The sequence below is a fragment of the Streptomyces sp. BK340 genome, from assembly GCF_007827595.1.
Taxonomy (GTDB): domain Bacteria; phylum Actinomycetota; class Actinomycetes; order Streptomycetales; family Streptomycetaceae; genus Streptomyces.
In genome coordinates this window covers 45,250-65,889 of record NZ_VISR01000035.1, presented here as the reverse complement: position 1 = coordinate 65,889, position 20,640 = coordinate 45,250, and the positions used below count along the sequence as shown (strand labels likewise).

At 73.4% G+C, this 20,640-nt stretch carries 19 protein-coding genes; 8 read left to right on the top strand and 11 right to left on the bottom strand.

The annotated features are described in order from the left end of the window. Positions 1-6: 6 nt before the first annotated feature. Together FB157_RS40940 and FB157_RS40935 are read left to right on the top strand one after the other, a co-directional pair. Complete coding sequence (locus FB157_RS40940; RefSeq protein WP_145885969.1) at positions 7-891, top strand: hypothetical protein; 885 nt, start codon at positions 7-9, stop codon at positions 889-891. Positions 892-1,024: 133 nt separating this feature from the next. Beyond that, positions 1,025-1,393 carry a hypothetical protein gene (locus FB157_RS40935; RefSeq protein ID WP_145885968.1) on the top strand — a complete coding sequence of 123 codons (369 nt, stop codon included), beginning with the start codon at positions 1,025-1,027 and terminating at the stop codon, positions 1,391-1,393. Positions 1,394-1,404: 11 nt separating this feature from the next. Here FB157_RS40935 and FB157_RS40930 read toward each other — a convergent pair whose 3' ends face one another. Beyond that, positions 1,405-1,836: a tautomerase family protein gene (locus FB157_RS40930; protein WP_145885967.1), complete on the bottom strand. Its 432-nt coding sequence runs from the start codon at positions 1,834-1,836 to the stop codon at positions 1,405-1,407. Between the two features lie 161 nt (positions 1,837-1,997). Here FB157_RS40930 and FB157_RS40925 point away from each other — a divergent pair, with 161 nt between their 5' ends. Together FB157_RS40925 and FB157_RS40920 are read left to right on the top strand one after the other, a co-directional pair. Beyond that, the gene (locus tag FB157_RS40925) at positions 1,998-4,013 is read left to right on the top strand and encodes an NADPH-dependent 2,4-dienoyl-CoA reductase (protein ID WP_145885966.1); all 2,016 of its coding nucleotides are present in this window, start codon (positions 1,998-2,000) and stop codon (positions 4,011-4,013) included. Between the two features lie 30 nt (positions 4,014-4,043). Further along, the gene (locus FB157_RS40920; RefSeq protein WP_145885965.1) at positions 4,044-4,616 is read left to right on the top strand and encodes a PadR family transcriptional regulator; all 573 of its coding nucleotides are present in this window, start codon (positions 4,044-4,046) and stop codon (positions 4,614-4,616) included. Positions 4,617-4,626: 10 nt separating this feature from the next. On the opposite strand, the gene FB157_RS40915 is transcribed toward FB157_RS40920, so the two are convergent. Both FB157_RS40915 and FB157_RS40910 read right to left on the bottom strand, forming a co-directional pair. Beyond that, positions 4,627-5,175 (bottom strand): hypothetical protein, encoded by a 549-nt coding sequence (locus FB157_RS40915; protein ID WP_145885964.1) that lies wholly within the window; start codon positions 5,173-5,175, stop codon positions 4,627-4,629. A 186-nt stretch (positions 5,176-5,361) separates the two neighbouring features. Further along, on the bottom strand, positions 5,362-6,354 hold the full coding sequence (locus FB157_RS40910) for a fibronectin type III domain-containing protein (protein WP_145885963.1): 993 nt from the start codon (positions 6,352-6,354) through the stop codon (positions 5,362-5,364). Between the two features lie 377 nt (positions 6,355-6,731). On the opposite strand from FB157_RS40910, the gene FB157_RS40905 reads away from it, so the two are divergent. Beyond that, positions 6,732-7,430: a glycoside hydrolase family 75 protein gene (locus FB157_RS40905; protein ID WP_145886033.1), complete on the top strand. Its 699-nt coding sequence runs from the start codon at positions 6,732-6,734 to the stop codon at positions 7,428-7,430. Between the two features lie 346 nt (positions 7,431-7,776). On the opposite strand, the gene FB157_RS40900 is transcribed toward FB157_RS40905, so the two are convergent. The 4 genes from FB157_RS40900 to FB157_RS40885 form a co-directional block, all read right to left on the bottom strand. After that, complete coding sequence (locus FB157_RS40900; RefSeq protein ID WP_145885962.1) at positions 7,777-8,187, bottom strand: PTS-dependent dihydroxyacetone kinase phosphotransferase subunit DhaM; 411 nt, start codon at positions 8,185-8,187, stop codon at positions 7,777-7,779. Further along, entirely contained in the window at positions 8,180-8,791 is a 612-nt protein-coding gene (gene dhaL, locus FB157_RS40895; RefSeq protein WP_145885961.1) for a dihydroxyacetone kinase subunit DhaL, read from the bottom strand. The genes FB157_RS40900 and dhaL overlap by 8 nt, the downstream gene beginning before the upstream one ends. 46 nt (positions 8,792-8,837) lie before the next feature. After that, positions 8,838-9,830, bottom strand: coding sequence for a dihydroxyacetone kinase subunit DhaK (gene dhaK / locus FB157_RS40890; RefSeq protein WP_145885960.1), 993 nt, complete (start codon positions 9,828-9,830; stop codon positions 8,838-8,840). Between the two features lie 247 nt (positions 9,831-10,077). Beyond that, on the bottom strand, positions 10,078-10,623 hold the full coding sequence (locus FB157_RS40885) for an SsgA family sporulation/cell division regulator (RefSeq protein WP_186581912.1): 546 nt from the start codon (positions 10,621-10,623) through the stop codon (positions 10,078-10,080). 294 nt (positions 10,624-10,917) lie between these two features. Between FB157_RS40885 and FB157_RS40880 the strand changes: the two genes are divergently transcribed. Beyond that, positions 10,918-12,528, top strand: a complete 1,611-nt coding sequence (locus FB157_RS40880; protein WP_145885958.1) for an SDR family oxidoreductase — start codon at positions 10,918-10,920, stop codon at positions 12,526-12,528. Between the two features lie 5 nt (positions 12,529-12,533). Then, positions 12,534-13,910 (top strand): deoxyribodipyrimidine photo-lyase, encoded by a 1,377-nt coding sequence (locus FB157_RS40875; RefSeq protein WP_145885957.1) that lies wholly within the window; start codon positions 12,534-12,536, stop codon positions 13,908-13,910. A 64-nt stretch (positions 13,911-13,974) separates the two neighbouring features. Here the strand turns inward: FB157_RS40875 and FB157_RS40870 are convergent, their stop codons facing one another. After that, on the bottom strand, positions 13,975-15,228 hold the full coding sequence (locus FB157_RS40870) for an FAD-dependent oxidoreductase (protein ID WP_145885956.1): 1,254 nt from the start codon (positions 15,226-15,228) through the stop codon (positions 13,975-13,977). A 530-nt stretch (positions 15,229-15,758) separates the two neighbouring features. Then, positions 15,759-16,793, bottom strand: a complete 1,035-nt coding sequence (locus FB157_RS40865) for a MerR family transcriptional regulator (protein WP_145885955.1) — start codon at positions 16,791-16,793, stop codon at positions 15,759-15,761. A gap of 251 nt (positions 16,794-17,044) precedes the next feature. On the opposite strand from FB157_RS40865, the gene FB157_RS40860 reads away from it, so the two are divergent. After that, a complete protein-coding gene (locus FB157_RS40860) occupies positions 17,045-17,656 on the top strand; it encodes an RNA polymerase sigma factor (protein WP_145885954.1) in 612 nt (203 codons plus the stop codon). A 357-nt stretch (positions 17,657-18,013) separates the two neighbouring features. Here the strand turns inward: FB157_RS40860 and FB157_RS40855 are convergent, their stop codons facing one another. Together FB157_RS40855 and FB157_RS40850 are read right to left on the bottom strand one after the other, a co-directional pair. Then, a complete protein-coding gene (locus FB157_RS40855) occupies positions 18,014-19,144 on the bottom strand; it encodes a nitric oxide synthase oxygenase (protein ID WP_145885953.1) in 1,131 nt (376 codons plus the stop codon). 169 nt (positions 19,145-19,313) lie between these two features. Continuing rightward, positions 19,314-20,486, bottom strand: coding sequence for a globin domain-containing protein (locus FB157_RS40850; protein ID WP_261386862.1), 1,173 nt, complete (start codon positions 20,484-20,486; stop codon positions 19,314-19,316). Positions 20,487-20,640: the final 154 nt, after the last annotated feature.

Genomic DNA, 20,640 nt, shown 5'->3' with positions numbered 1-20,640 from the left:
TCGGCCATGCCCCCGTCCCCGTCCGTCCGGCAACGTTGTCACACAATCCTCGCCGGACTCGTCACCCTGGCCACCGCCGCAGTCGTGTCCCTCGCCGCACCCGCCCCGGCCTCCGCCGCCGACAACTGGACCGAGACCGGCTCCGACCGCGCCGACCCGCTGACCGAGAGCCAGGGTCTGACCTCGGTGGAGGTCCCGGCGAACAGCCCCAACCGGTACACAGGCATCGGCACCATCCCCATCGGCGTCTCCAGCCGCGGCTGGAACCACGTCGGCGACCCCGACGCCTCGTACAACGGCTACTACATCGAGCCCTACCAGCAGGACTCCGGCAACTCGAAGATGTTCCGCGTACAGGCACCGGGCGGCGCCTGGTCGGAGTACGTGCACACGCTCAGCCCCGGCGAGGCACTCAACAACTCCTGGGACGCGATCTCGCCGGACGGCCAGTGGATGCTGGCGGGCGAGTGGGGCACCATGAACCGCCTGCTGGTCTTCCCGACCCCCGGTGTCAACCCGAGCACCTCGCCCTCGGCGAACCTCCCGCAGGCCTCCAAGGTCAACCTCGACCACGCCGTGCGCGACGTCCAGGGCTGCGACTTCTCCGGCCCGACGACGCTGCTGTGCGCCTCGGACGACCCGGACGGCTCCCTCTTCGGCATGACCAAGCCGCTGCTCCAGATCGACCTGTCCGCGACCCCGGGCTCGGCGGACGTCTCCGGCCATGTCACCGCCCTGCGCCGGCTGCCGCTGCGCAGCTCCTGCTCGGGCACCTTCGAGGTGGAGGGCATCGACTACGACCGCCGCACCGGCATCCTGCGCGTGATCGTCGTCTCGCCCGGGTTCTGCGTGCTCACGGACAGCAAGACGTACAAGTTCGCGCGCGGCTGAGCGGCCGGGCCCCTGCCGCCTCCGGTGCCGCGACAGGTGGTGCGTTTCCGGAAAGTGGTGGTTTTCTGGGGAGGTGGCGCGGTACGCGGGGAGCCCGCGGTATCGCGCCACCGCCATGAGAGGAGCGATCACGATGGCCCGTGAGCGATCGCACGAGGAGTCCGTCTCCCTCGAGATCAGCGGATGCAGCAAGGAAGACGCCCGGATCGTGTTCGACGTGCTGTGCGAGTGCTTCGAGTCCGACCGGTGCGCCGAGGACGTGCCGCAGCAGCTCCATGAGACGCGCCCGATGGTGTGGCTCGGCACCTTCGAGGTCACCGACGCCCACGCCTGCAGGCCGCCCGCCCGGCTCGCGGCCTCCGTCGAGGCGGACGCACAGGGCAGCTACTGGGCGATCAACCGGCTTCACCGGACGCTGGACTCGCTCTTCACGGTGCGCAACCTCTCCTCGGCCTCGGGGGACCAGGAAAGGGAGCTGCACGTCCTGCTCGAAAGCCGGTGACGCCGGACCGGCTACACCGGCCCCGGCCGTACCGCCCCGGCCGCCTGCGCATCGCCGCCGGCCGGGGCGTACTGCGCCTCGCCGTTGCCGAGTGACCAGTCCACCGACTCGTTCTCGGTGACGGTGACGAACACATTGCGCGGCTCGGTGCCCGCGTACGCGTGCGCGAGCTCCGCGATCCGCCGGTACAGCGCCCGCTTCTGGCCGGGCGTGCGCCCCGACCGCATGGTGATCGCCACGAAGACGATCCCGTCGTCCCGGTGCACCCCCAGGTAGTCGCCGTAGCGCACGGTGCTGCCTGTGCCGTCGTGGCCCACCAGGACCTGGAAGCGGTCGTCGGGCGGGACGCCGATCGTCTCCACCAGCGCGTCCTGAACGGCACGGCCGAGAGCGTCGAGGCGGTCGCTGTCGGCGCCGAGCGCGTCGATGCGGACGAATGGCATGGCGAAGTCCCCCTTCGGAGCGGCCCTGTGATCGACCTGCAGTGTACATACTAGTAGTTACAGAGTGATCGGGTTCACCTCCGTGCGTTTTTGCAACTAGTTGCATAATGGCTTCGGGGTCCTCTACAACAGAGACCACCACACCGCGCACGGAGGGCCCGATGAGCCGTTACCCGCACCTGATGTCCCCGCTCGACCTGGGATTCACCACCCTGCCCAACCGCGTGCTCATGGGCTCCATGCACGTCGGTCTGGAGGAGGCCGAGCGAGGCTTCGAGCGGATGGCGGCGTTCTACGCGGCCCGCGCGCGCGGCGGAGTCGGGCTCATCGTGACCGGCGGCATCGCCCCCAACGACGAGGGGCGGCCGTACGAGGGCGGCGCCAGGCTCACCACCGAGGCGGAGGCCGAACAGCACAAAACCGTCACCGAGGCCGTGCACCGCGAGGGCGGCCGGATCGCGATGCAGATCCTGCACTTCGGCCGGTACGCCTACCACCAGGACCTGGTCGCCCCGAGCCCGCTGCAGGCCCCGATCAGCCCCTTCGTGCCGCGCGAACTGAGCGACGCCGACGTCGAGCGCACCATCGACGACTACGCCCGCGCCGCCCGCCTTGCCCGGCAGGCCGGCTACGACGGCGTCGAGATCATGGGCTCCGAGGGCTACCTGATCAACGAGTTCATCGCCGCCCAGACCAACCACCGCACGGACCGCTGGGGCGGCTCCTACGAGAACCGGATGCGCTTCCCGGTCGAGATCGTCCGGCGGGTGCGCGAGGCTGTCGGTGACGACTTCATCATCGTCTACCGGCTCTCCATGCTGGACCTGGTCCCGGGCGGTTCCTCCCTGGAGGAGGTCGTCACCCTCGCCAAGGCCGTCGAGGCCGCCGGGGCGACGATCATCAACACCGGCATCGGCTGGCACGAGGCGCGCATCCCCACCATCGCCACCTCGGTGCCGCGCGGCGCCTACACCTGGGTCACCAAGAAGCTCATGGGCGCGGTGTCCGTCCCGCTGGTGACGACCAACCGCATCAACACCCCCGAGCTGGCCGAGGAGTTGCTCGCCGACGGCTGCGCGGACATGGTCTCCATGGCCCGCCCGATGCTCGCCGACCCCGACTTCGTCAACAAGGCCGCGGCCGGCACGCCCGAGGCCATCAACACCTGCATCGGCTGCAACCAGGCCTGCCTGGACCACACGTTCAGCGGCAAGATCACCTCCTGTCTGGTCAACCCGCGCGCCTGCCACGAGACGGAACTCGTGCTCTCCCCGACCCGGCTGAAGAAGCGCGTCGCCGTCGTCGGCGCCGGGCCTGCGGGCCTCGCCTGCGCGGTGAGCGCCGCCGAACGCGGCCATGACGTGGTGCTCTTCGACGCCGCGAGCGAGATCGGCGGCCAGCTGAACGTGGCCCGCAAGGTCCCCGGCAAGCAGGAGTTCGACGAGACGCTGCGCTACTTCCGCCACCAGCTCGACGAGCACGGCGTGGACGTACGCCTCGACACCTGGGTCACCGCCGGGGACCTGGCCGGATACGACGAGGTCGTCGTCGCCACCGGTGTCACCCCGCGCACCCCGGAGATCCCCGGCGTCGACCACCCCCGCGTCCTCGGCTACCTCGACGTCCTGCGCGACGGCGCCCCGGTCGGTGACCGTGTCGCCGTCCTCGGTGCCGGCGGCATCGGCTTCGACGTCGCCGAGTACCTCACCGACGGCGGCGACAAGGCGAGCGAGGACCCGGAGACGTACTTCCGCAACTGGGGTGTCGACATGGACTACGCGGCACCGGGCGGCCTCGCGGCGCCGCAGCGGCCGGCCCCGCCGCGCACGGTCCACCTGCTGCAGCGCAAGAGCACCAAGGTCGGCGCCGGACTCGGCAAGACCACCGGCTGGATCCACCGCACCGAGCTGAAGCACCGGGGCGTGACCATGGTCCCGGGCGTGCGCTACGACCGGATCGACGACGCCGGCCTGCACATCACCGTCGGCGACGAGAGCACGGTCCTGGAGGTCGACACCGTCGTGCTGTGCACCGGCCAGGAGCCGCGCCGCGACCTGTACGAGGAGCTGGTCGCCGCCGGCCGCAGCGCCCACCTGATCGGCGGCGCCGACGTCGCGGCCGAGCTGGACGCCAAGCGGGCCGTCAAGCAGGGCACCGAGGTGGCGGCGGCCCTGTAGGGGCCGTACGCCCGTCCCTAGGATGAGCCCATGTCACTCCCGCACGCCATCCTCACCGCCCTGCTGGAGAAGCCGTCGTCGGGTCTCGAGCTGACCCGCCGGTTCGACAAGTCGATCGGCTACTTCTGGTCCGCGACGCACCAGCAGATCTATCGCGAGCTGGGGAAGCTGGAGGGCGAGGGCTACATCCGCACCCTGCCGGCCGAGCAGCCGGCCCGTGGGCAGAAGAAGAGCTACGAGGTTCTGCCCGCGGGCCGCGCCGAACTGGCCCGCTGGACCGCCGCCTCCCAGGACCCCAAGCCGCAGCGCGACATCCTGCTGCTGCGGCTGCGCGCCGCCGCGGTGGTCGGCACGGCAGGCCTCGAGGCGGATCTGCGCCGCCATCTGGAGCTGCACCAGCGGCAGTTGGCCGAGTACGAGGAGATCGAGCGGCGTGACTTCCCGCCGGACCGGGCCGCCCCGCAGGACCGCCTGCGGCATCTGGTCCTGCGGGCGGGCATCGATCTGGAGACCTTCTGGACCCAGTGGCTCACGGACGCCCTGAAGGAGTTCGCCGAACTGCCCGCCGACGCACCGGAACCCACGGGCGACACGTCCGGCTGACGGGGAGGCCTCAGAGGCGGTACGGCTTCGAGCGGCGGCGCAGGAACCAGGCCGCGCCGGCCACGCCCGAGGTCACCAGGGCCACGCCGACGCCCAGGGTCAGCGGGCCGTAGTCGCGGGCCGCACCGCCGAGACCGCCCATCACGCCGCGCGCGGGGGGCGCGGGCGGCGCGGCGCGCGTCGAGGAGGTCGTGGGGGTGGTGGCGGCCGACACGATCACGGACTGGCTGCCGGCGGTCACGCCGTTGGAGCACACCACCACGACCGTGTACGTGCCCGGGCGCACTCCCGACCAGGCCGCGGACTGGCTGATGGTCGTGCCCGACAGGGCCACCTGGCGGCCCTGGGCGAAGTTCGCCTGGCCGCTGCTGAGCATCGAGGCGGTGCCCCAGCTGCCGTTGTTCTGGGTGCAGGCGCTGGTGACGACCGAGACCGTGGACCCGGTGGTGCTCACCGAGATTCCCGAGACCGCGGCCGAGGGCCCGGCAAGCGCGGTCGGGAGCGCGGCGGCGGCCGCCAGGGTCAGGCCGGAGCGGAGGAGGAGTCTGGAGTTTCGCATGGGCTGGCCTCCGGCGGCACGGTTGGCGGCACATCCCATGCGCCACCGAGGGTCGGGAAGCGTCCGTGCTGCCCTCAAGGGCAGCAAACGCGGCCCCGGCCCCCGCCGCACGCGGACCGCGCCCGGTCAGGTGACGGCCGGCGGGATTCGCCGTTCCGGCGTCGGCCGGCTCCGGCCCACCGATCGTCAGCCGCCCGCGCCCGGGTCCGCGCCTGTGGTCACGGTCCGCTCCGCCGAGAACCCGCCCCAGGTGCCGTCCGGCAGCCGCGCCCGCAGCCGCACCCGGTGCTCCGCCCCCGCGTCCCGCCCGACGTAGAAGCTGTAGCGGGCCCGGCCGCGCGGCGGATCGCCGCCCCACACCAGGGAGGTGGCCGTGGTGCCGTCCAGCCGGATCTGGTACTCGGTGATCACCCCGTCCACGCGCGGCGGATCCCAGGCGAGGTCGATGTAGTAGGCCCCGGCGGAGCGGTGGGTCGCGGCGGTGAACGCGGCCGGCGCGGTGTCCCGGCCGTCGTCGGTGCCCGGCGTACGGATCCGGACCGGCGCGCTCGCGGGCGAGAGGTTGTCGGCCGCGTCCCGCGCCCGCACGGTGAAGACATAACGGGTGCCGGGACGCAGCCCGGTGACCACGGTCGCGGTCTGGCCGCCGCCGACGCTGTGGATCTTCACGTCGCCCTGGTAGACGTCGTACGACACCACGCCCCTGTCGTCCCGGGAGGCGGCCCAGGACAGCTGGACCGCCCGGCTGCCGACCGACCGGCCGCCCGGCCGCAGCGGGCGGGTGGGGGCCGAGCGGTCCGCCGCCGTCTCGGCGGGCGTCCGCGCCCGCACCTCGCGGCTCGGCTGCCCGAGCCGGCCGTCCCTGTCCCGGGCCCGCACGATGAAGGCGTACAGGGTGGACGGCCTGAGCCTGGTGACGTCCACCATGTGCTGCGAGCCCGGGACTTCGGTGACTTTCGTGGAGCCGCGATACACCTCGTAGGTGCGGATCCCGGGCCGGTCCGGCAGCGCGTTCCACATGACGTGCACGCTGGTGGCGCTCCCGGCCGCGGCGGTGACGCCCGTCGGAGCGCCGGGCGCCCGCCCGCCGTCGCCGTCGGCCGCACCCCTCCAGCCGCAGGACGCGGCCAGCACCAGGGCTCCGCAGGCCAGCACGGGCCGGAGGGGAACGCGTCGCACGGCGCTGCCTCCCTGGAGACGGCATCACGAGCAAAGGTCCGGACCAATATGCCCGGCGTGTACGGCCGAAGCAAGGGGGCCGTGTTGGTGACCATCCGCGGGAGGTACGTATGCTGAGGGTTCCCTGGGGCTGAACTCCCCGAGAGGTAAGGGAAGTTCATGCCTGTGGCGCGGAAACGCTGTCGTCGCCGAACCCGCGCCGACGCGGGCGGCCGGGGGGCCTGGACCGGCATCGGCTCAGGTCCCCGGCCCCTGTTGCCTTCTCACAGGGCGTCAGCAGAGTGCTCCATCCGGCCCTATAGGGGTGGCTGTGCTAGCCCCCCGACACCACTTTGGGCAAGGTGTCCGGAATGTTCCAGAGGAGAGAGTCCCTCAGAGTGCGTGCCCAGTCGCTGACGCTGGCCACGGCCGGCGCCGCCCTTCTCGCCCCGACGCCGCTGCCCGCCGCCGCCGTCCCGCCCTGGCCGGGGCCCGTGGTCCGCACTGAGGGCTCCGTGACCGCCGCCGACCTGCTGGACCGGGTGCGTTCCTGCACCCAGGTCTCCAAGGGCCGGTACCGAACCGACGGCAGCACCCGCGCGATCGTCCCCGTCTGCGGCACCCGCAAGGCGGTGTTCTGGAAGGCCGACCTGGATGTCGACTGCGACGGACGGCCCACCACCCGCTGCAACCGCCGCACCGATCCGATGTTCTCCGCCGCCACCGCCTACCAGCAGTCCGACGGCCGGCATCTGAACGCCGCGTCCCTGCCCTACATCGTGATCCCGGCTCCCAGCGGCATCTGGAACCCCCGTGTGCAGGGCGTCCGGGGCGGCGCGGTGGCGGCCGTGATCTACCAGGGACGGGTGCAGTACGCGGTGGTCGGCGACACCGGTCCGCGGGACATCATCGGCGAGGCCTCCTACGCCACCGCCCGGGGCCTCGGCATCAGACCCGACCCGCGCAACGGCGGAGTCCCCTCCGGCGTCACGTACATCGTCTTCAAGGATTCCGAGGTCGACCCCATCGAGGACCACCGGGCGGCGGTGGAGACAGGGGAGCGGCTGGCCCGGCAGTTCGTGCAGGCCAAGCGCTGAGACCGGCGGGACGCGGGCGGCGGCCCGGACGGCGGCCCAGCCGTTGTCCACGGGCACTGTGCCCTGGTTCCGGTACGGCACGGCCAGGGACTTCGCCGGGCCTGCCGCGCCGTGCTCGGACGCCGTGCGGGCGGCGCGGGCCGCGCTGCCACAAGGGCCGGCTGCGGCGGCGCTCACGGCCGGCGGGCGGCAAGGCCGTGTCCCGGCCGCCCGCACCGTCTCGGCCGCCCCGTCCGCGTCGACCGCCGAGGGCGCCCGGCGCCGACCGCGTCGGCCTGGGCCCGGGGGGCCCGCTCTGTCCGCCGGGCCGGGGGCCCAGGAAGCTCTGCCCCCCGGACCCGCTCGGTCAGACCTTGCGGTAGCTGTATGCCTCCACTGCCGCCGCCTCCACCGCGTCGAGGTCCGCTCCCGTGGCCGCCGTGACAACCGCAGCCACCGCCCCCTCGACGAACGGCGCATCCACCAGCCGCGCGCCGTCCGGGAGTTCGTCCCCCTCGGCGAGCAGCGCCTTGACGGTGAGCACCGCACTGCCGAGGTCGGTGAGGACGGCGACCCCGACCCCCCGGTCCACGGACGCGGCCGCCGCGGAGATCAGCTCGGCGCTGGTGCCGAGCCCGCCTCCCTCGGTGCCGCCCGCCGCGGCGACGGGCACCGCGGTGGCCCCGCCCGCCAGGCCCTTCGCCAGCTCGGCGACGGAGGCGGCGACCTCCGCGCTGTGCGACACCAGCACGATCCCGACCAGTTTCCCGTCACTCACCGGACGCTCCCGAAGCCGCTTCCTCCAGGCCCGCGATCAACAGGGCCGACGACGTGGCCCCCGGGTCCTGGTGCCCGATACTGCGCTCGCCGAGATAGCTGGCCCGGCCCTTGCGGGCCAGCAGCGGAACGGTGGCCGTGGCACCCTCCTCCGCGGCCGACCGTGCCGCACCGAAGCCGTCGCCGAGCGCGTCCACGGCGGGGACGAGGGAGTCGATCATGGTCTTGTCACCGGGTGCCGCACCACCCAGCGCCATCACCCCGTCCACGCCCGCCCTGAGCGCCTCGGCCAGCTGCTTCTCGCTGACCTCGGAGGCGTCCCCGAGCGCCTTGCCTGCCTTGCGCAGCAGGGTGCCGTACAGCGGCCCGGCCGCCCCGCCGACCGTCGAGATCAGCCGGCGCCCGGCCAGGACCAGCACCGCGCCCGGGGTGGCCGGTGCCTCCTCCTCCAGACTGGCCAGGACGGCGGTGAACCCGCGCTGCATGTTGTTGCCGTGGTCGGCGTCCCCGATGGCCGAGTCGAGGGCCGTGAGCCGTTCCGCCTCCCGGTCGACGGATGCGGCGGTCGCCGTCATCCAACGGCGGAAGAAATCGGCGTCGAGCACTGGATCTCCTTGCGTCGTAGGGGTGTTGACCGCTTCGTTCGCCGGGTCACATCCCCCAGCGCAGCGCCGGGGTCTTCACCGGCGCGTCCCACAACCGCAGCAGTTCCTCGTCGACCTGGCACAGCGTGACCGAGGCGCCCGCCATGTCGAGGGAGGTGACGTAGTTGCCGACAAGGGTGCGGGCCACGGTCACGCCCCGCTCGTCGAGCACCCGCTGCACCTCGGCGTTGAAGCCGTACAGCTCCAGCAGCGGGGTGGCGCCCATACCGTTGACCAGGACCAGCACGGGGTTGCGCGGAGGCATGTCCTCCAGGACGGCGTGCACCGCGAAGTCGGCGATCTCCCCGGAGGTCATCATCGCCCGCCGCTCCCGGCCCGGCTCGCCATGGATGCCGATGCCCAACTCCAGCTCGCCGGAGGGCAGGTCGAAGGTCGGAGAGCCCTTGGCCGGGGTGGTGACGGCGCTCAGCGCGACACCGAAGCTGCGGGCGTTCTCGTTCACCTGGCGCCCGACGGCCTCGACCCGCTCCAGCGGCTGCCCCTCGGCCGCCGCGGCACCCGCGATCTTCTCCACGAACAGGGTCGCGCCGGTGCCGCGCCGGCCGGCCGTGTACAGGCTGTCGGTGACCGCCACGTCATCGTTGACCAGCACCTTCCCGACCTGGATGCCCTCGTCCTCGGCGAGTTCGGCCGCCATGTCGAAGTTGAGCACGTCACCGGTGTAGTTCTTCACGATGAACAGCACGCCGGCCCCGCTGTCGACGGCGGCCGCGGCGCGCGCCATCTGGTCCGGCACCGGTGAGGTGAAGACCTCCCCGGGACAGGCCGCCGAGAGCATGCCCGGACCGACGAAACCGCCGTGCAGCGGCTCGTGCCCCGACCCGCCGCCCGAGACCAGCGCGACCTGCCCGGCCACGGGAGCGTCCCGGCGGACGATCACCCGGTTCTCCACGTCCACTGTCAGATCGGGATGCGCGGCCGCCATACCCCGCAGCCCGTCTGCCACCACGGTCTCCGGGACGTTGATCAGCATCCTCATGGGTGTCTCCTCGTGAGCTTGGCACTGGGGCTCAGGACCTGCTTTCGTCGCAGATCACCGGCGCTGAGGGCAGTTCTTGATCCGGGCGGTTCGTTGCCTTCGTTGCGGTTCCTGGCGGTCCGGGGCAGGGCGTGGCGGGTCTGTCGCCGGCTCGATACTGACGTCGGTCACGGGCTGTCAGGTGCCGACGGCCACATGTGGTCGCCCGCCCCGTCTATTGGCAGTATCGACCTTGCGGCAGCGAAGGTCACCTGCGATCGTGCGGCTTCACCGTGCGTAGCGTCCGGTCGGCCCCCTGTGTTCGCTGCTCGTGTGGGGCAGCGCCGCACGGGACGGACACTGCCCGGTCCCTTGCCACCGGTCGGTCACGGCGCAGCAGTTCCGCCACGACGTCGTCCCAGTGCAGGTGGGAGCCCTCCGCACCGGCGGGTACCGCCTCGAAGGTCTTGGTCAGCCAGCCCCGGAACGCGGCGGCCGGCACGTACAGTGCGGCGGCCCCGCCCCTGCCGCGCAGGACGATCCGCACCGTGGTGGATCCATGGCAGCGGCAGGGTGGCCAGACGCGGACGTCGCCCTCGCCGGAGGGGGCGCGCAGACCCGTGTACAGCAGGTCCCGTGAGAACAGCCAGGGTGCGACGGTCCCGGGGCCGCCGCGGAAGTCCAGCCGGACGGCGAGCGGATCGGCCGAGTCGTAGCTGAAACGAACCTCGATCGGGACGGCCTCGGTGGCGCTGAGGACCAGATGGATGGTCAAGTCGGTGTGCAGGCGCTCTGTTCGGCCGGTCGAGTGCATGGCGCCTCCCAGGTGAGTGCGACGCGGACTCTGTCGCATACCGGGGGCGGACCTGCGGGCGCGAAAGCGACAGCGCGCTCCACCGCAAGCCCGAAGCTGCCCCCACTCCCACTTCCGCACGGCACCGCGGAGCGGATGCGGACGCGTGGCCCGTATCTCACGGGGTGATGAGCGCCGCCGCCACCAGGGGATGAGCCGGCAGAGCGCCGCATCCGGCAGCCCGGCTCACACGGAAGAGACAGGTGAGGGCCGCGACAGCGGCGGGCGACGAAGAGGTGGGCGGTGGAAGCGGCCATGGGCGACCACGACACCACTGGGACCGGGCAGCCGGCGGACGGCGGCCTGACATGCCTGGTGACCGGTGCGACCGGGTACATCGGCGGGCGACTGGTGCCGGAGCTGCTCGACGCGGGCCACCGGGTGCGCTGCCTGGTCCGCACCCCGCGCAAGCTGCGTGACCACCCCTGGGCCGGCCGGGTGGAGGTCGTGCAGGGCGACGTGACCGACGCCGGGTCGGTGGCGCGGGCGATGGAGGGCGTGGACGTGGCCTACTACCTCGTGCACGCCCTCGGCACCGGGCGCGGATTCGAGGACACCGACCGCGATGCGGCCCACGTCGTCGGCGAGCAGGCCCGACGGGCCGGCGTCGGCCGTATCGTCTACCTGGGCGGGCTGACCCCCGGTGCGGTACCCGAGCGTGAACTGTCACCGCACCTGCGCTCGCGCGCCGAGGTCGGCCGCGTCCTGCTCGCCTCGGGCGTGCCCACGGCCGTGCTCCGCGCCGCCGTCATCATCGGCTCCGGCTCCGCCAGCTTCGAGATGCTGCGCTACCTCACCGAGCGGCTGCCCGTGATGGTCACCCCGCGCTGGGTGCACACCAGGATCCAGCCGATCGCCGTGCGTGACGTCCTGCGCTTCCTCGTCGGCTGCGCCCGCCTGCCCCGCGAGGTGAACCGCACCTTCGACATCGGCGGCCCGGACGTGCTGACGTACCTCGACATGATGCGCCGCTACGCCGCCGTGGCCGGACTGAACCGGCGGCTGATCCTGCCCGTCCCGGTCCTCACCCCCGGCCTGTCCAGCCACTGGGTCGGGCTGGTGACACCGGTCCCGGCCTCGCTCGCACGTCCCCTGACGGAGTCCCTGCGGCACGAGGTGGTGTGCCGCGAGCACGACATCCGACGGTACGTGCCCAGCCCGCCCGGCCACCCCGTCGGCTTCGACCGCGCCGTCGCCCTCGCCCTGCAGCGCATCCGCGACGCCAAGGTCACCACCCGCTGGTCGTCGGCCTCCGTGCCCGGCGCCCCCAGCGACCCGCTGCCCACCGACCCCGACTGGGCGGGCGGCAGTCTCTACACCGACGTGCGCCGACGCGACGCCGACGTTCCGCCCGAGGTGCTGTGGGAGGTCATCGAGGGCATCGGCGGGGAGAACGGCTGGTACTCCTTCCCGCTCGCCTGGGCGCTACGAGGCCGTCTGGACCGCCTGGTCGGCGGCGTGGGCCTGCGCCGGGGACGCCGTGACGCCCGGCGCCTGCGGGTCGGCGACTCGCTGGACTTCTGGCGGGTCGAGGAGATCGAACGCGGTCGCCTGCTGCGGCTGCGCGCCGAGATGCGGCTGCCCGGCCTGGCCTGGCTGGAGATGGCTGTGGACGGCGACGGCCACGGGCCCCTGCAGTACGGGCAGCGGGCCTTGTTCCACCCGCGAGGGCTGCTCGGCCACCTGTACTGGTGGAGCGTCTCGCCGTTCCACGCCGTCGTCTTCGGCGGCATGGCCCGCAACATCGTCCGTGCCGCCGAACGCCTGGCACCCCGGGGGGACGGGCACGGGACGACTGCGTCCACCGAGCCTGCCACGGCCGAAGACCTCCGTACCGGTTCCCCACAACCACCCGGAAGAAGCTGACGCACATGCACGTCTCGGTCGTCCTGTTCACCGCCGACCTGCGCCTGCACGACCATCCACCGCTGCGTGCGGCCCTGGAGGCGGCCGACGCCGTCGTCCCGCTGTTCGTGCGGGACCGGGCCGTCGAGGCAGCCGGGTTCGCCGCGCCCAACCGCCGCGCCTTCCTCGACGGCTGCCTGGCGGACCTGGACGCCTCGCTGCGCGAGCGGGGCGGCCGGCTCGTGGTGCGCTCCGGCGACCCGGTGGAGGAGGTGTGCCGGGTGGTGACGGAGGCGGACGCCGACGAGGTGCACATGTCGGCCGAGCACAGCTGGTTCGCCGTGTGCCGGGAACAACGGCTGCGCTCCGCTCTGGAGCGGACGGGCTGCCGGCTGTTCGTGCACGACGCGGTCACCGTCGCCGTACCGCCCGGCGTGGTGACCCCCGCGTCCTCCGACCACTTCGCCGTCTTCACCCCGTACTACCGGCAGTGGACGCAGGTGCCGCTGCGGCCGGTCGTCGGCGCCCCGCGCCGGGTGCCCGTGCCGGACGCGGTGCGCGGCGAGCAGGTCCCCGCGCACGACGGGACCACCGGGACGTCCCCGGATCTGCCGCCCGGCGGGGAGAGCGAGGCCCGCAAGCAGGCGACCGCCTACTGGCGGCACGGACTGGACGCCTATGACACCGCCCGCGACGACCTGGCCGCCGACGCCACCTCGCGCCTCTCCGCCCACCTGCACTTCGGCACCCTGTCCCCGTCGGAACTCGTGCACCGCGCCCGCCGGGGTGGCGGCGCCGGTACCGAGGCGTTCGTCCGGCAGCTCGCCTGGCGTGACTTCCACCGGCAGGTGCTCGCCGCGCGTCCCTGGACGGCCCGTGCCGACTACCGCACCAAGCGCGACCGATGGCGCACGGAGCGCACCGCCGGTGCCGACATCGAGGCCTGGCGCGCGGGCCGCACCGGCTACCCGGTCATCGACGCGGCCATGCGACAGCTGCGCCAGGAGGGCTGGATGCACAACCGCGCCCGGCTCCTCACCGCCAGCTTCCTCACCAAGACCCTCTACGTCGACTGGCGGATCGGCGCAGACCACTTCCTGCACTGGCTGGTCGACGGCGACGTGGCCAACAACCAGCTCAACTGGCAGTGGATGGCCGGCACCGGCACCGACACCCGCCCCAACCGGGTCCTCAACCCGGTCACGCAGGCCAAGAAGTACGACCCGGAGGGCACCTACGTGCGCCGTTGGGTCCCCGAACTCGCCGACGTCGAAGCCGCGTCCGTGCACGAGCCGTGGAAGCTGCCGGGCCTGGACCGCGCCGCCCTCGACTATCCCGACCCGATCGTCGAACTCTCCGACGGACTCGACCGCTTCCGCCGGGCCCGCGGCAAGCAGCAGTGACCGGCGGCAATCAGCCGTGAGTCGCGCGGCCGCGCCCAGCGCACGGCCGCCCGGCGGTACCGTGTCACCCGCCCGTAAGGTCCGCCGCCACCTCCCGGGCCGCCCGGGCTCCCGATGCCAGTGCACCCTGCACCGAGCCGGTTGCGCGGTGATCGCCGCACACGTACCGGCCCGGTCCGACCCGGCTGCGGCGGCTGAGCGGCAGCCCCGGCGGCATCACGGGCAGTGCCTCCTCCACCGTGCGGGTCGCGACCAGGTCCCAGCCGGAGGTGTCGGTCTCGTAGCACTCGGCGAGGGCCGCCCGGACAGCCGTCTCCCTGCCCCCGATGTCACCGCCGAGCACCGACGTGGCCACGAGTGCGTACCCGCGTGGGGCGTGCGCGGGGTGCAGCTCGCTCATGACGCAGCTGCCGGCGAAGCGCCCCCGCGCGTCCGTCACCAGCGTCGGCTCGCGCAGGGGCGAGTGGGCGGTGAGGTGGTAGTAGGTGGTGACCGTGCGGTACGGCGGGACGGGCAGGCGCGGCAGCAGGCGGGCCGCCGCACCCGGCCCCGCTGCCACGACCACCGCCCGCGCCGCCACGGGCCGGTCCCCGTCCATGAGGACGCCTTCGTCCGTCAGGGCCGTCACCGGCGATTCCAGGGCCAGGGCGCCGGGCCGGAGCCGGGCCGCGAGCAGTCCGGGCACGGCTCCGATGCCGTCGGCCGGCAGGCTGAGGGTGCCGCGGGCCATGCTCCGCCACACGAGATGGAAGAAGCGGCTCGAGGTCTCCAGGTCCTCCTCCAGGAACACCCCGGACAGGAACGGCCGGAAGAACCGTTCCACGAATGCGTCGGTGAAGCCTGCCCCGGACAGCGCCCGCCGTGTCGTGGTGTCCCGCCCGCGCCGCAGCAGCGCCGCTGGGGCGAGGGCGTCCCAGCCGGTCAGCGCGGCCAGGGCGGCCAGGTCGCGCGGCCCGGCCAGCCCGTCGGTCAGTCCCGCCGCGGCTTGCCGGGGCGCCCGGGTGGGGTCGGCGAACCTGCGCAGCCGGTCGCCGTCACGCACCAGGAAGCCGGGCGTGAAGGGGCGCAACCGCAGCCGCCGCAGCGGCACCCGGCGCCGCACCTGGGGATAGGCGGTGTTGAAGACCTGGAAGCCACGGTCCACGGTGCACCCCGACACGAGGTCGGTACGCATCCGGCCGCCGGGCCGGTCCCCGGCCTCCAGCAGCCGTACCCGCAGCCCCGCTGTGAGGAGGTCCTGGGCACAGGCCAGTCCGGCGGGTCCCGCGCCCACGACGACGACGTCCCACCGCGCACGGTACGGGTTTCGGTCGCTCATCTCGCTCCCTCGGGTCGTCGCCGGCCGGGCGCGGCGGCCCGCGCCCGGTCACTCTTCGCCCGCACCCGGCCGGATGGATGCGGGGCGCGACAGCGTGCTGCCGTTCGCCGTAGCCGGGTACCCGGGGCACGACGTCTCACGTGGCCTGTCCGTCCCGGTACTCGCCGAAGCGGCCGGGGAGTGTCCCGCCCGTTCTCACCGGCCGTCCCCCCGGCGCGTGCCGCCGCCCACCGCGTGGCGACACCGCCCGGACGGGACGCCGGGGGCCGGCCGCGCACGGCGGTCGTGGAGTCGGCTGTCGTGGCCCCCGGGAAGGCCAGGGTTCGCCCCCGCACGCCGGGCCGCCCCGCTGCTGCGTCCGGTGATCCGCCACGCGGCGGGCGGTCCGTAAAGCGACGAACCGGCCAGCGCCGAACGTCGCCGGCCCTTGCGTGTCGCGGCACGCCTTCCAGGCCGAGCCGACGCGCCGGGTCTCTTCGCCGTGCTCCACCTGCCGGGGGGAGGGGGGAGCCCTGGCCGGCGTTCGGCGTTCAGCCCCGCTCCGCCGGGCCGCGTACGGCGCCGTCCGTGCCGTACAAGCCGCGCAGCGTCCGGACGGCCTCGCGCAGACTCGCGCACCGAGGGAATCCGCCGGCCCCCCGCCGGTCCCAGCCCGGGCCCGCCGGCAGGACGAAGGGCCCCCTGCGGGCGCCCGCAGGTCCCCACTGCAGGTCCGCGACATGCCGGGCCAGCGGCGCCGACGCTGCCGAGCGGGTCTGCGCCCACAACACGACGGCGGCCGGGCCGGTACGCCGGACACAGGCGAGCAGCGCCTCCACCGGTACGGCGGCGCCCAGCATCCGCGTAGGCACACCGAGTTCGTCCAGCACCGCGTCGAGCGCCTCCAGCGGCAGCGAGTGCTGCTCGCCGGGTGCGCACGCCAGCACCACCGGCTCGGAGCCGACGGGCTCCGCCGCCCGCGGCAGCACCAGCGGCGCGCGGCGCAAGGCGGTCGAGATCTGCCAGGACAGCAGGTGCTCCACCTCCACGTAACGGTCGCCCGAGGACTCCCACTTGCGGCCCACCGCGCGCAGGGTCGGCACCATCACCTCCTCCCACGCCGTGGTCAGCCCGTGCTCCCCGACCGCGTGCAGCAGCCGGCTCTCCAGTTCGGGCGTGTCCAGCCGCACCGCGGCCCGGGCCAGCCCCCGGCACTCCTGGCGCACGTCGCCGAGCGGCAGCCCCCCGCCGGCACCGCCGCGGCGGGCGTCGTCCCGGAGCGGCGGTGCCGACGGGGGGCTGCCGGAAGAACCGGCCGGGGCGGGGCGGGAGGAAGTCCCTTCGCCGTACCTGAGACGGGCCACCCGAGCCGCCTCGGCCGGGGGAGCGCCCGCCGTCGCCAGCCGGCACATCTCCTCGACCGTCGCCACGTCCTGCGGGCTCCAACGCCTGTGACGTCCCTGCGACCGCTCCGTGGGTCCCAGGCCGTAGCGACGGTCCCAGGAGCGCAGGGTGGTGGGGGAGACGCCCAGCCGGCGGGCCACCGCGCCCGTGGTCAGCCCGGCTGCCTCCGTCGCGTCGCTCATGACCGTCACCCCTGCCGCTCCGCCGGGCTCGTGAGCTCGTCCGTGCGCGTGCCGCTGCGTCCAGGTGCTCCTGCTTCCAGATTAAACGATGCGAGACCGATGCGAGTTGTGAGCGGCTTTGTCCGGGGCGCACGCTGAAGGCGCAGGACAACGGCATGTACGGCGCGGTGGGCCCGCGGCCGCACCGCTCACCGGGTGAGTGTCGCGCCCGACCGGCGACGCCCGCCCGGTTCACGAGGAGAGACGTGGTCATGGACCGTATTCCGGCCGCACCGAGCTCCGTCACCACCACCGGGCCCGGTCTCGCCCATCCGCCACCGGACGTCGCGCACGGCATCGCGCTGTCCGCCGACGACGCCACCTGGTCGGCGCTCCACCGGCGGTGGGGCGGGCTGGTCCACGGACTCGCCCAGCAGGCACTCGGTGACGCACGGGAGGCGGAGGACGTGACCCAGCAGGTGTTCACCGACGCCTGGCGCGGACGGCACGGATACGTTCCGGAGCGTGGAACACCGGCCGCCTGGCTAGTCGGGATCACCCGGCGCAAGGTGGCCGACGCGATGGCGGCCCGGGCGCGGCGCGCCCGGCTCGACGCCGCTGCCGCCGGACTGCCCCCGGCGCCGGGCCGCGATGCCGCCGGCGAACCCGAGGACGCGCTCGACCGGCTGGTCGTGGGCCGCGCGCTGCGGCAACTCAGCTCCGCGCAGCGGCAGGTGCTGCACCTGGCCTACTACGAGGACCTGACGCAGGCACAGATCGCCCGGATCACCGGCTGGCCGCTCGGCACGGTCAAGAGCCACACCCGGCGCGGCCTCGATCACCTCCGCCGCTGCCTCGAGGACTCGGGCGTCGCGGCGGCCTGACGCGCACGATCGATGCAAGTTTGAATCCCTGGAAGAAGGGAGAGCGGTCGCTGATCTGCCCAGGCGTATGACGGTGACCTCGTCCGCGACCTGCCGTACGGCGGTGAGACCGTGGCCGATGAACCGCACGGTCAGGCCGAGACGGCTCCGCAGCTCCCGCAGGGTTCCCAGGACGGCGGCACGCGACCGCACGTCAAGGGTCGAGGTGATCTCGTCCGCGATCAGCACACCTGGGCTCCACGGCCAGGACCCGGGCCAGGGCGACACGCTGCCGCCGGCCGGCCAACGTGTCCCGGACCCGCATCCGGGTCGAGAGCCGGCGACCGGGTCGGGCCGGGCGCCCGGGAGCGTGTGGACCTAGACCGCGCCGGAGGGGCATCCCCCCGGTACCCCTGCGGTCCGGTGCACGAAGGCGGGCCGCAGGTCGGGATCCTCGGGGTCGTAGTAGCGGTGGAACACCGCGGTCGCGCCTCCGGACAGGGGCGGGACGATCCAGCTCCAGTCGGCCGGCACCGATCGCCCGTGCCGCTTCTCGCGGTCCACGTGCGCGAGGAACCGCTGCGACTCCGTGTGGTGGTCGGCCATGCTCACCCCCGCCCTCTCGTAGGAATGCAGCACCGCCAGGTTCAGCTCGACCAGGGCGCGGTCCCGCCACAGGGTGCGCTCGTTGCGGGTGTCGAGGCCGAACAGCTCGGCGACGACGGGCAGCAGGTTGTAGCGGTCGGTGTCGGCGAGGTTGCGCGAGCCGATCTCGGTGCCCATGTACCAGCCGTTGAAGGGCGCGGCCGGGTACGTGACCCCGCCGATCTCCAGCGACATGTCGCTGACGGCCGGCACCGAGTACCAGCGCAGACCGAGGCCGGCGAACCCTGGATGGGCCGGATGCGTCAACGGCACCTCCAGTACGGCGTCCTCGGGCAGCTCGTAGAACTGCGGCGTCGCGCCGGCGGACTGCACCAGCAACGGCAGCACCTCGAAGGGTGTTTCGCCGCCCTTCCAGCCCAAGTCCCTGGCCAGCGCCACCCGGTGGGCACTGCGCGGGTCGTCCGCGTAGCGCACCAACTGCTCGCCCAGCAGTGTGGCGGCGGGGCGGCCGGGGCGATCGGGGGCGAAGACGCTGATGACGGGCCGGATGCGGCCACGGTTGGTCGCGATCCGCAGATGCTCGAAGCACTCACCGGCGATGTCGTCGGGATGCGTGACGTGCCGCAGGTCCCGCACGATCAGGTTGTTCCAGTAGAGCCGGCCTATGCAGCGCGCCGCGTTGCGCCAGGCCACCCGCGCGCCGAACGCCAGCTCCGCCGGCGTGTGTTCGTAGGTGCCGAAGCGCTCCACCTCCGCAGTGACCTCCGCGAGCCGCCGGTGCGGATCGCCGTCGCCCGGGTTCTCGGCGGCGTACTGGCGGATGAACACCTCGGCGGCCGCAAGCACGGCCTCGTGTGCCGGCGGGCGGTGCCCGGCCGGGGCGGACGAAGGGGGGAGTTGCACCGGGTTCTCTCCTGCTCGGGGTCTGGTGCTCACACGGGCCCGGCGCGCCGGAGGTGGTCCGGCGGCCGCTCGGCCGGGAGCGGACGGGGCGAAGCCGGGTCCGGCGGGCGGGTGCGGCAAGTGAGTGGCCGTACGGCCGGGGCCGGGTCGGCCGGATCGGGCCGGACGCTCAGTTCTCGGGCGGTTCCCGCAACTGCCTGGGCAGCAACGCGGCCTCGAGCGCGGGCACGTCGAAGGGGTCGAAATGGATCCGCTCCTGCGGGATACCCTGCCGGGCCAGGGTGGCGCTGGCCTGCGTGACCATGTCCACCGGCCCGGAGAGAAACGCCTCGTGCCGGTACCACGGCCCGAACTCGTTCAGCACCCGCGGCAGAGTGCCCTCCAGCCCCGCAATACGCTCGTGCGACACCGCTGCCCGCACCGAGAGCCAGTGGTGCCGCTGGGACATCCTGAGCATGTCGTCCAGGCCGTAGAGCTCCTCGGCGGTCCGCGCGCCGAGGAAGACGTCGACGTAGCGCTCTCTCCCGGTGCGGGCCGCGTCCTCGACCAGGGCCTTGATGGGCGCCATGCCGGTCCCGCCGGCCACGCACACCAGATCCCGGTCGGTCCGCGGGTCGAGCGTCATGTCGCCCTGAGTGGGTCCGAGCCGCACCTTGTCCCCGGGCTTGGCACTGTAGACCAGGCCCTGGCTGACCTGGCCCTGGGCGACGGCACGCACGTGGAAGGTCACGGTGTTGTCCGCTCGCGGCGCGTGCGCGGGCGAGTAGTAGCGCCACGCCTTGGGGTGCCAGGGCGTCTCCACGCTCGCGTACTGGCCTGCCGTGTACGGATAGGGCGCGTCGGGCCGCACGGTGATTTCCGCGATGCCGTGCCCGCGGTGCAGGTGGTGGACGATCTCCGCCTCCCACACCGCGGGCGCCGTGCGTGCGTCCTCCCCCGCGGCGTGCATCATCACCTGCGCGACGACGCCGTATCCGTGCGTCCATGCGGCGGCGAGCTCCGGGTTCCACGCCGGGCCGGCGTAGCGGGCCAGGGCTGCGAGCAGGCACTCGCCCACCGCGGGGTAGTGGCCGTCCAGCGCCCCGAACTTGCGGTGGTCGCGACCGAGCCGGCCGCAGAACCGGATCAGGTTCTCCGGGTCGTCGACGAGGTCGACGATCTGCAGCAGGCCGCGCAGCAACCGGTCGCGCTGGACGTCCAGGTTGTCCGGGAAGAGCTCGCGCACCTCGGGGTGGCGCGCGAACAGAATGGCGTAGAAATACACCGTCATGTCCGCTGCTTGTGGGCCGACCAGCGCCACGCTCGCGCGCATCAGGGCGATCTCCTCCGCGGTCAGCGGCACGAGGTCCGGCAGCGGACTCGGCGCCGAGGGTGAGGGAGTGGAGGGAGGCGCTGCTGATTCCGGTGACTGCGCCGTGGCATCCGCTGCGTCACGGCGTCCTCGTGACGCACGGGAGAATATCACCGGGCGCCTCCCGTTTCGGATTGAATCGTCT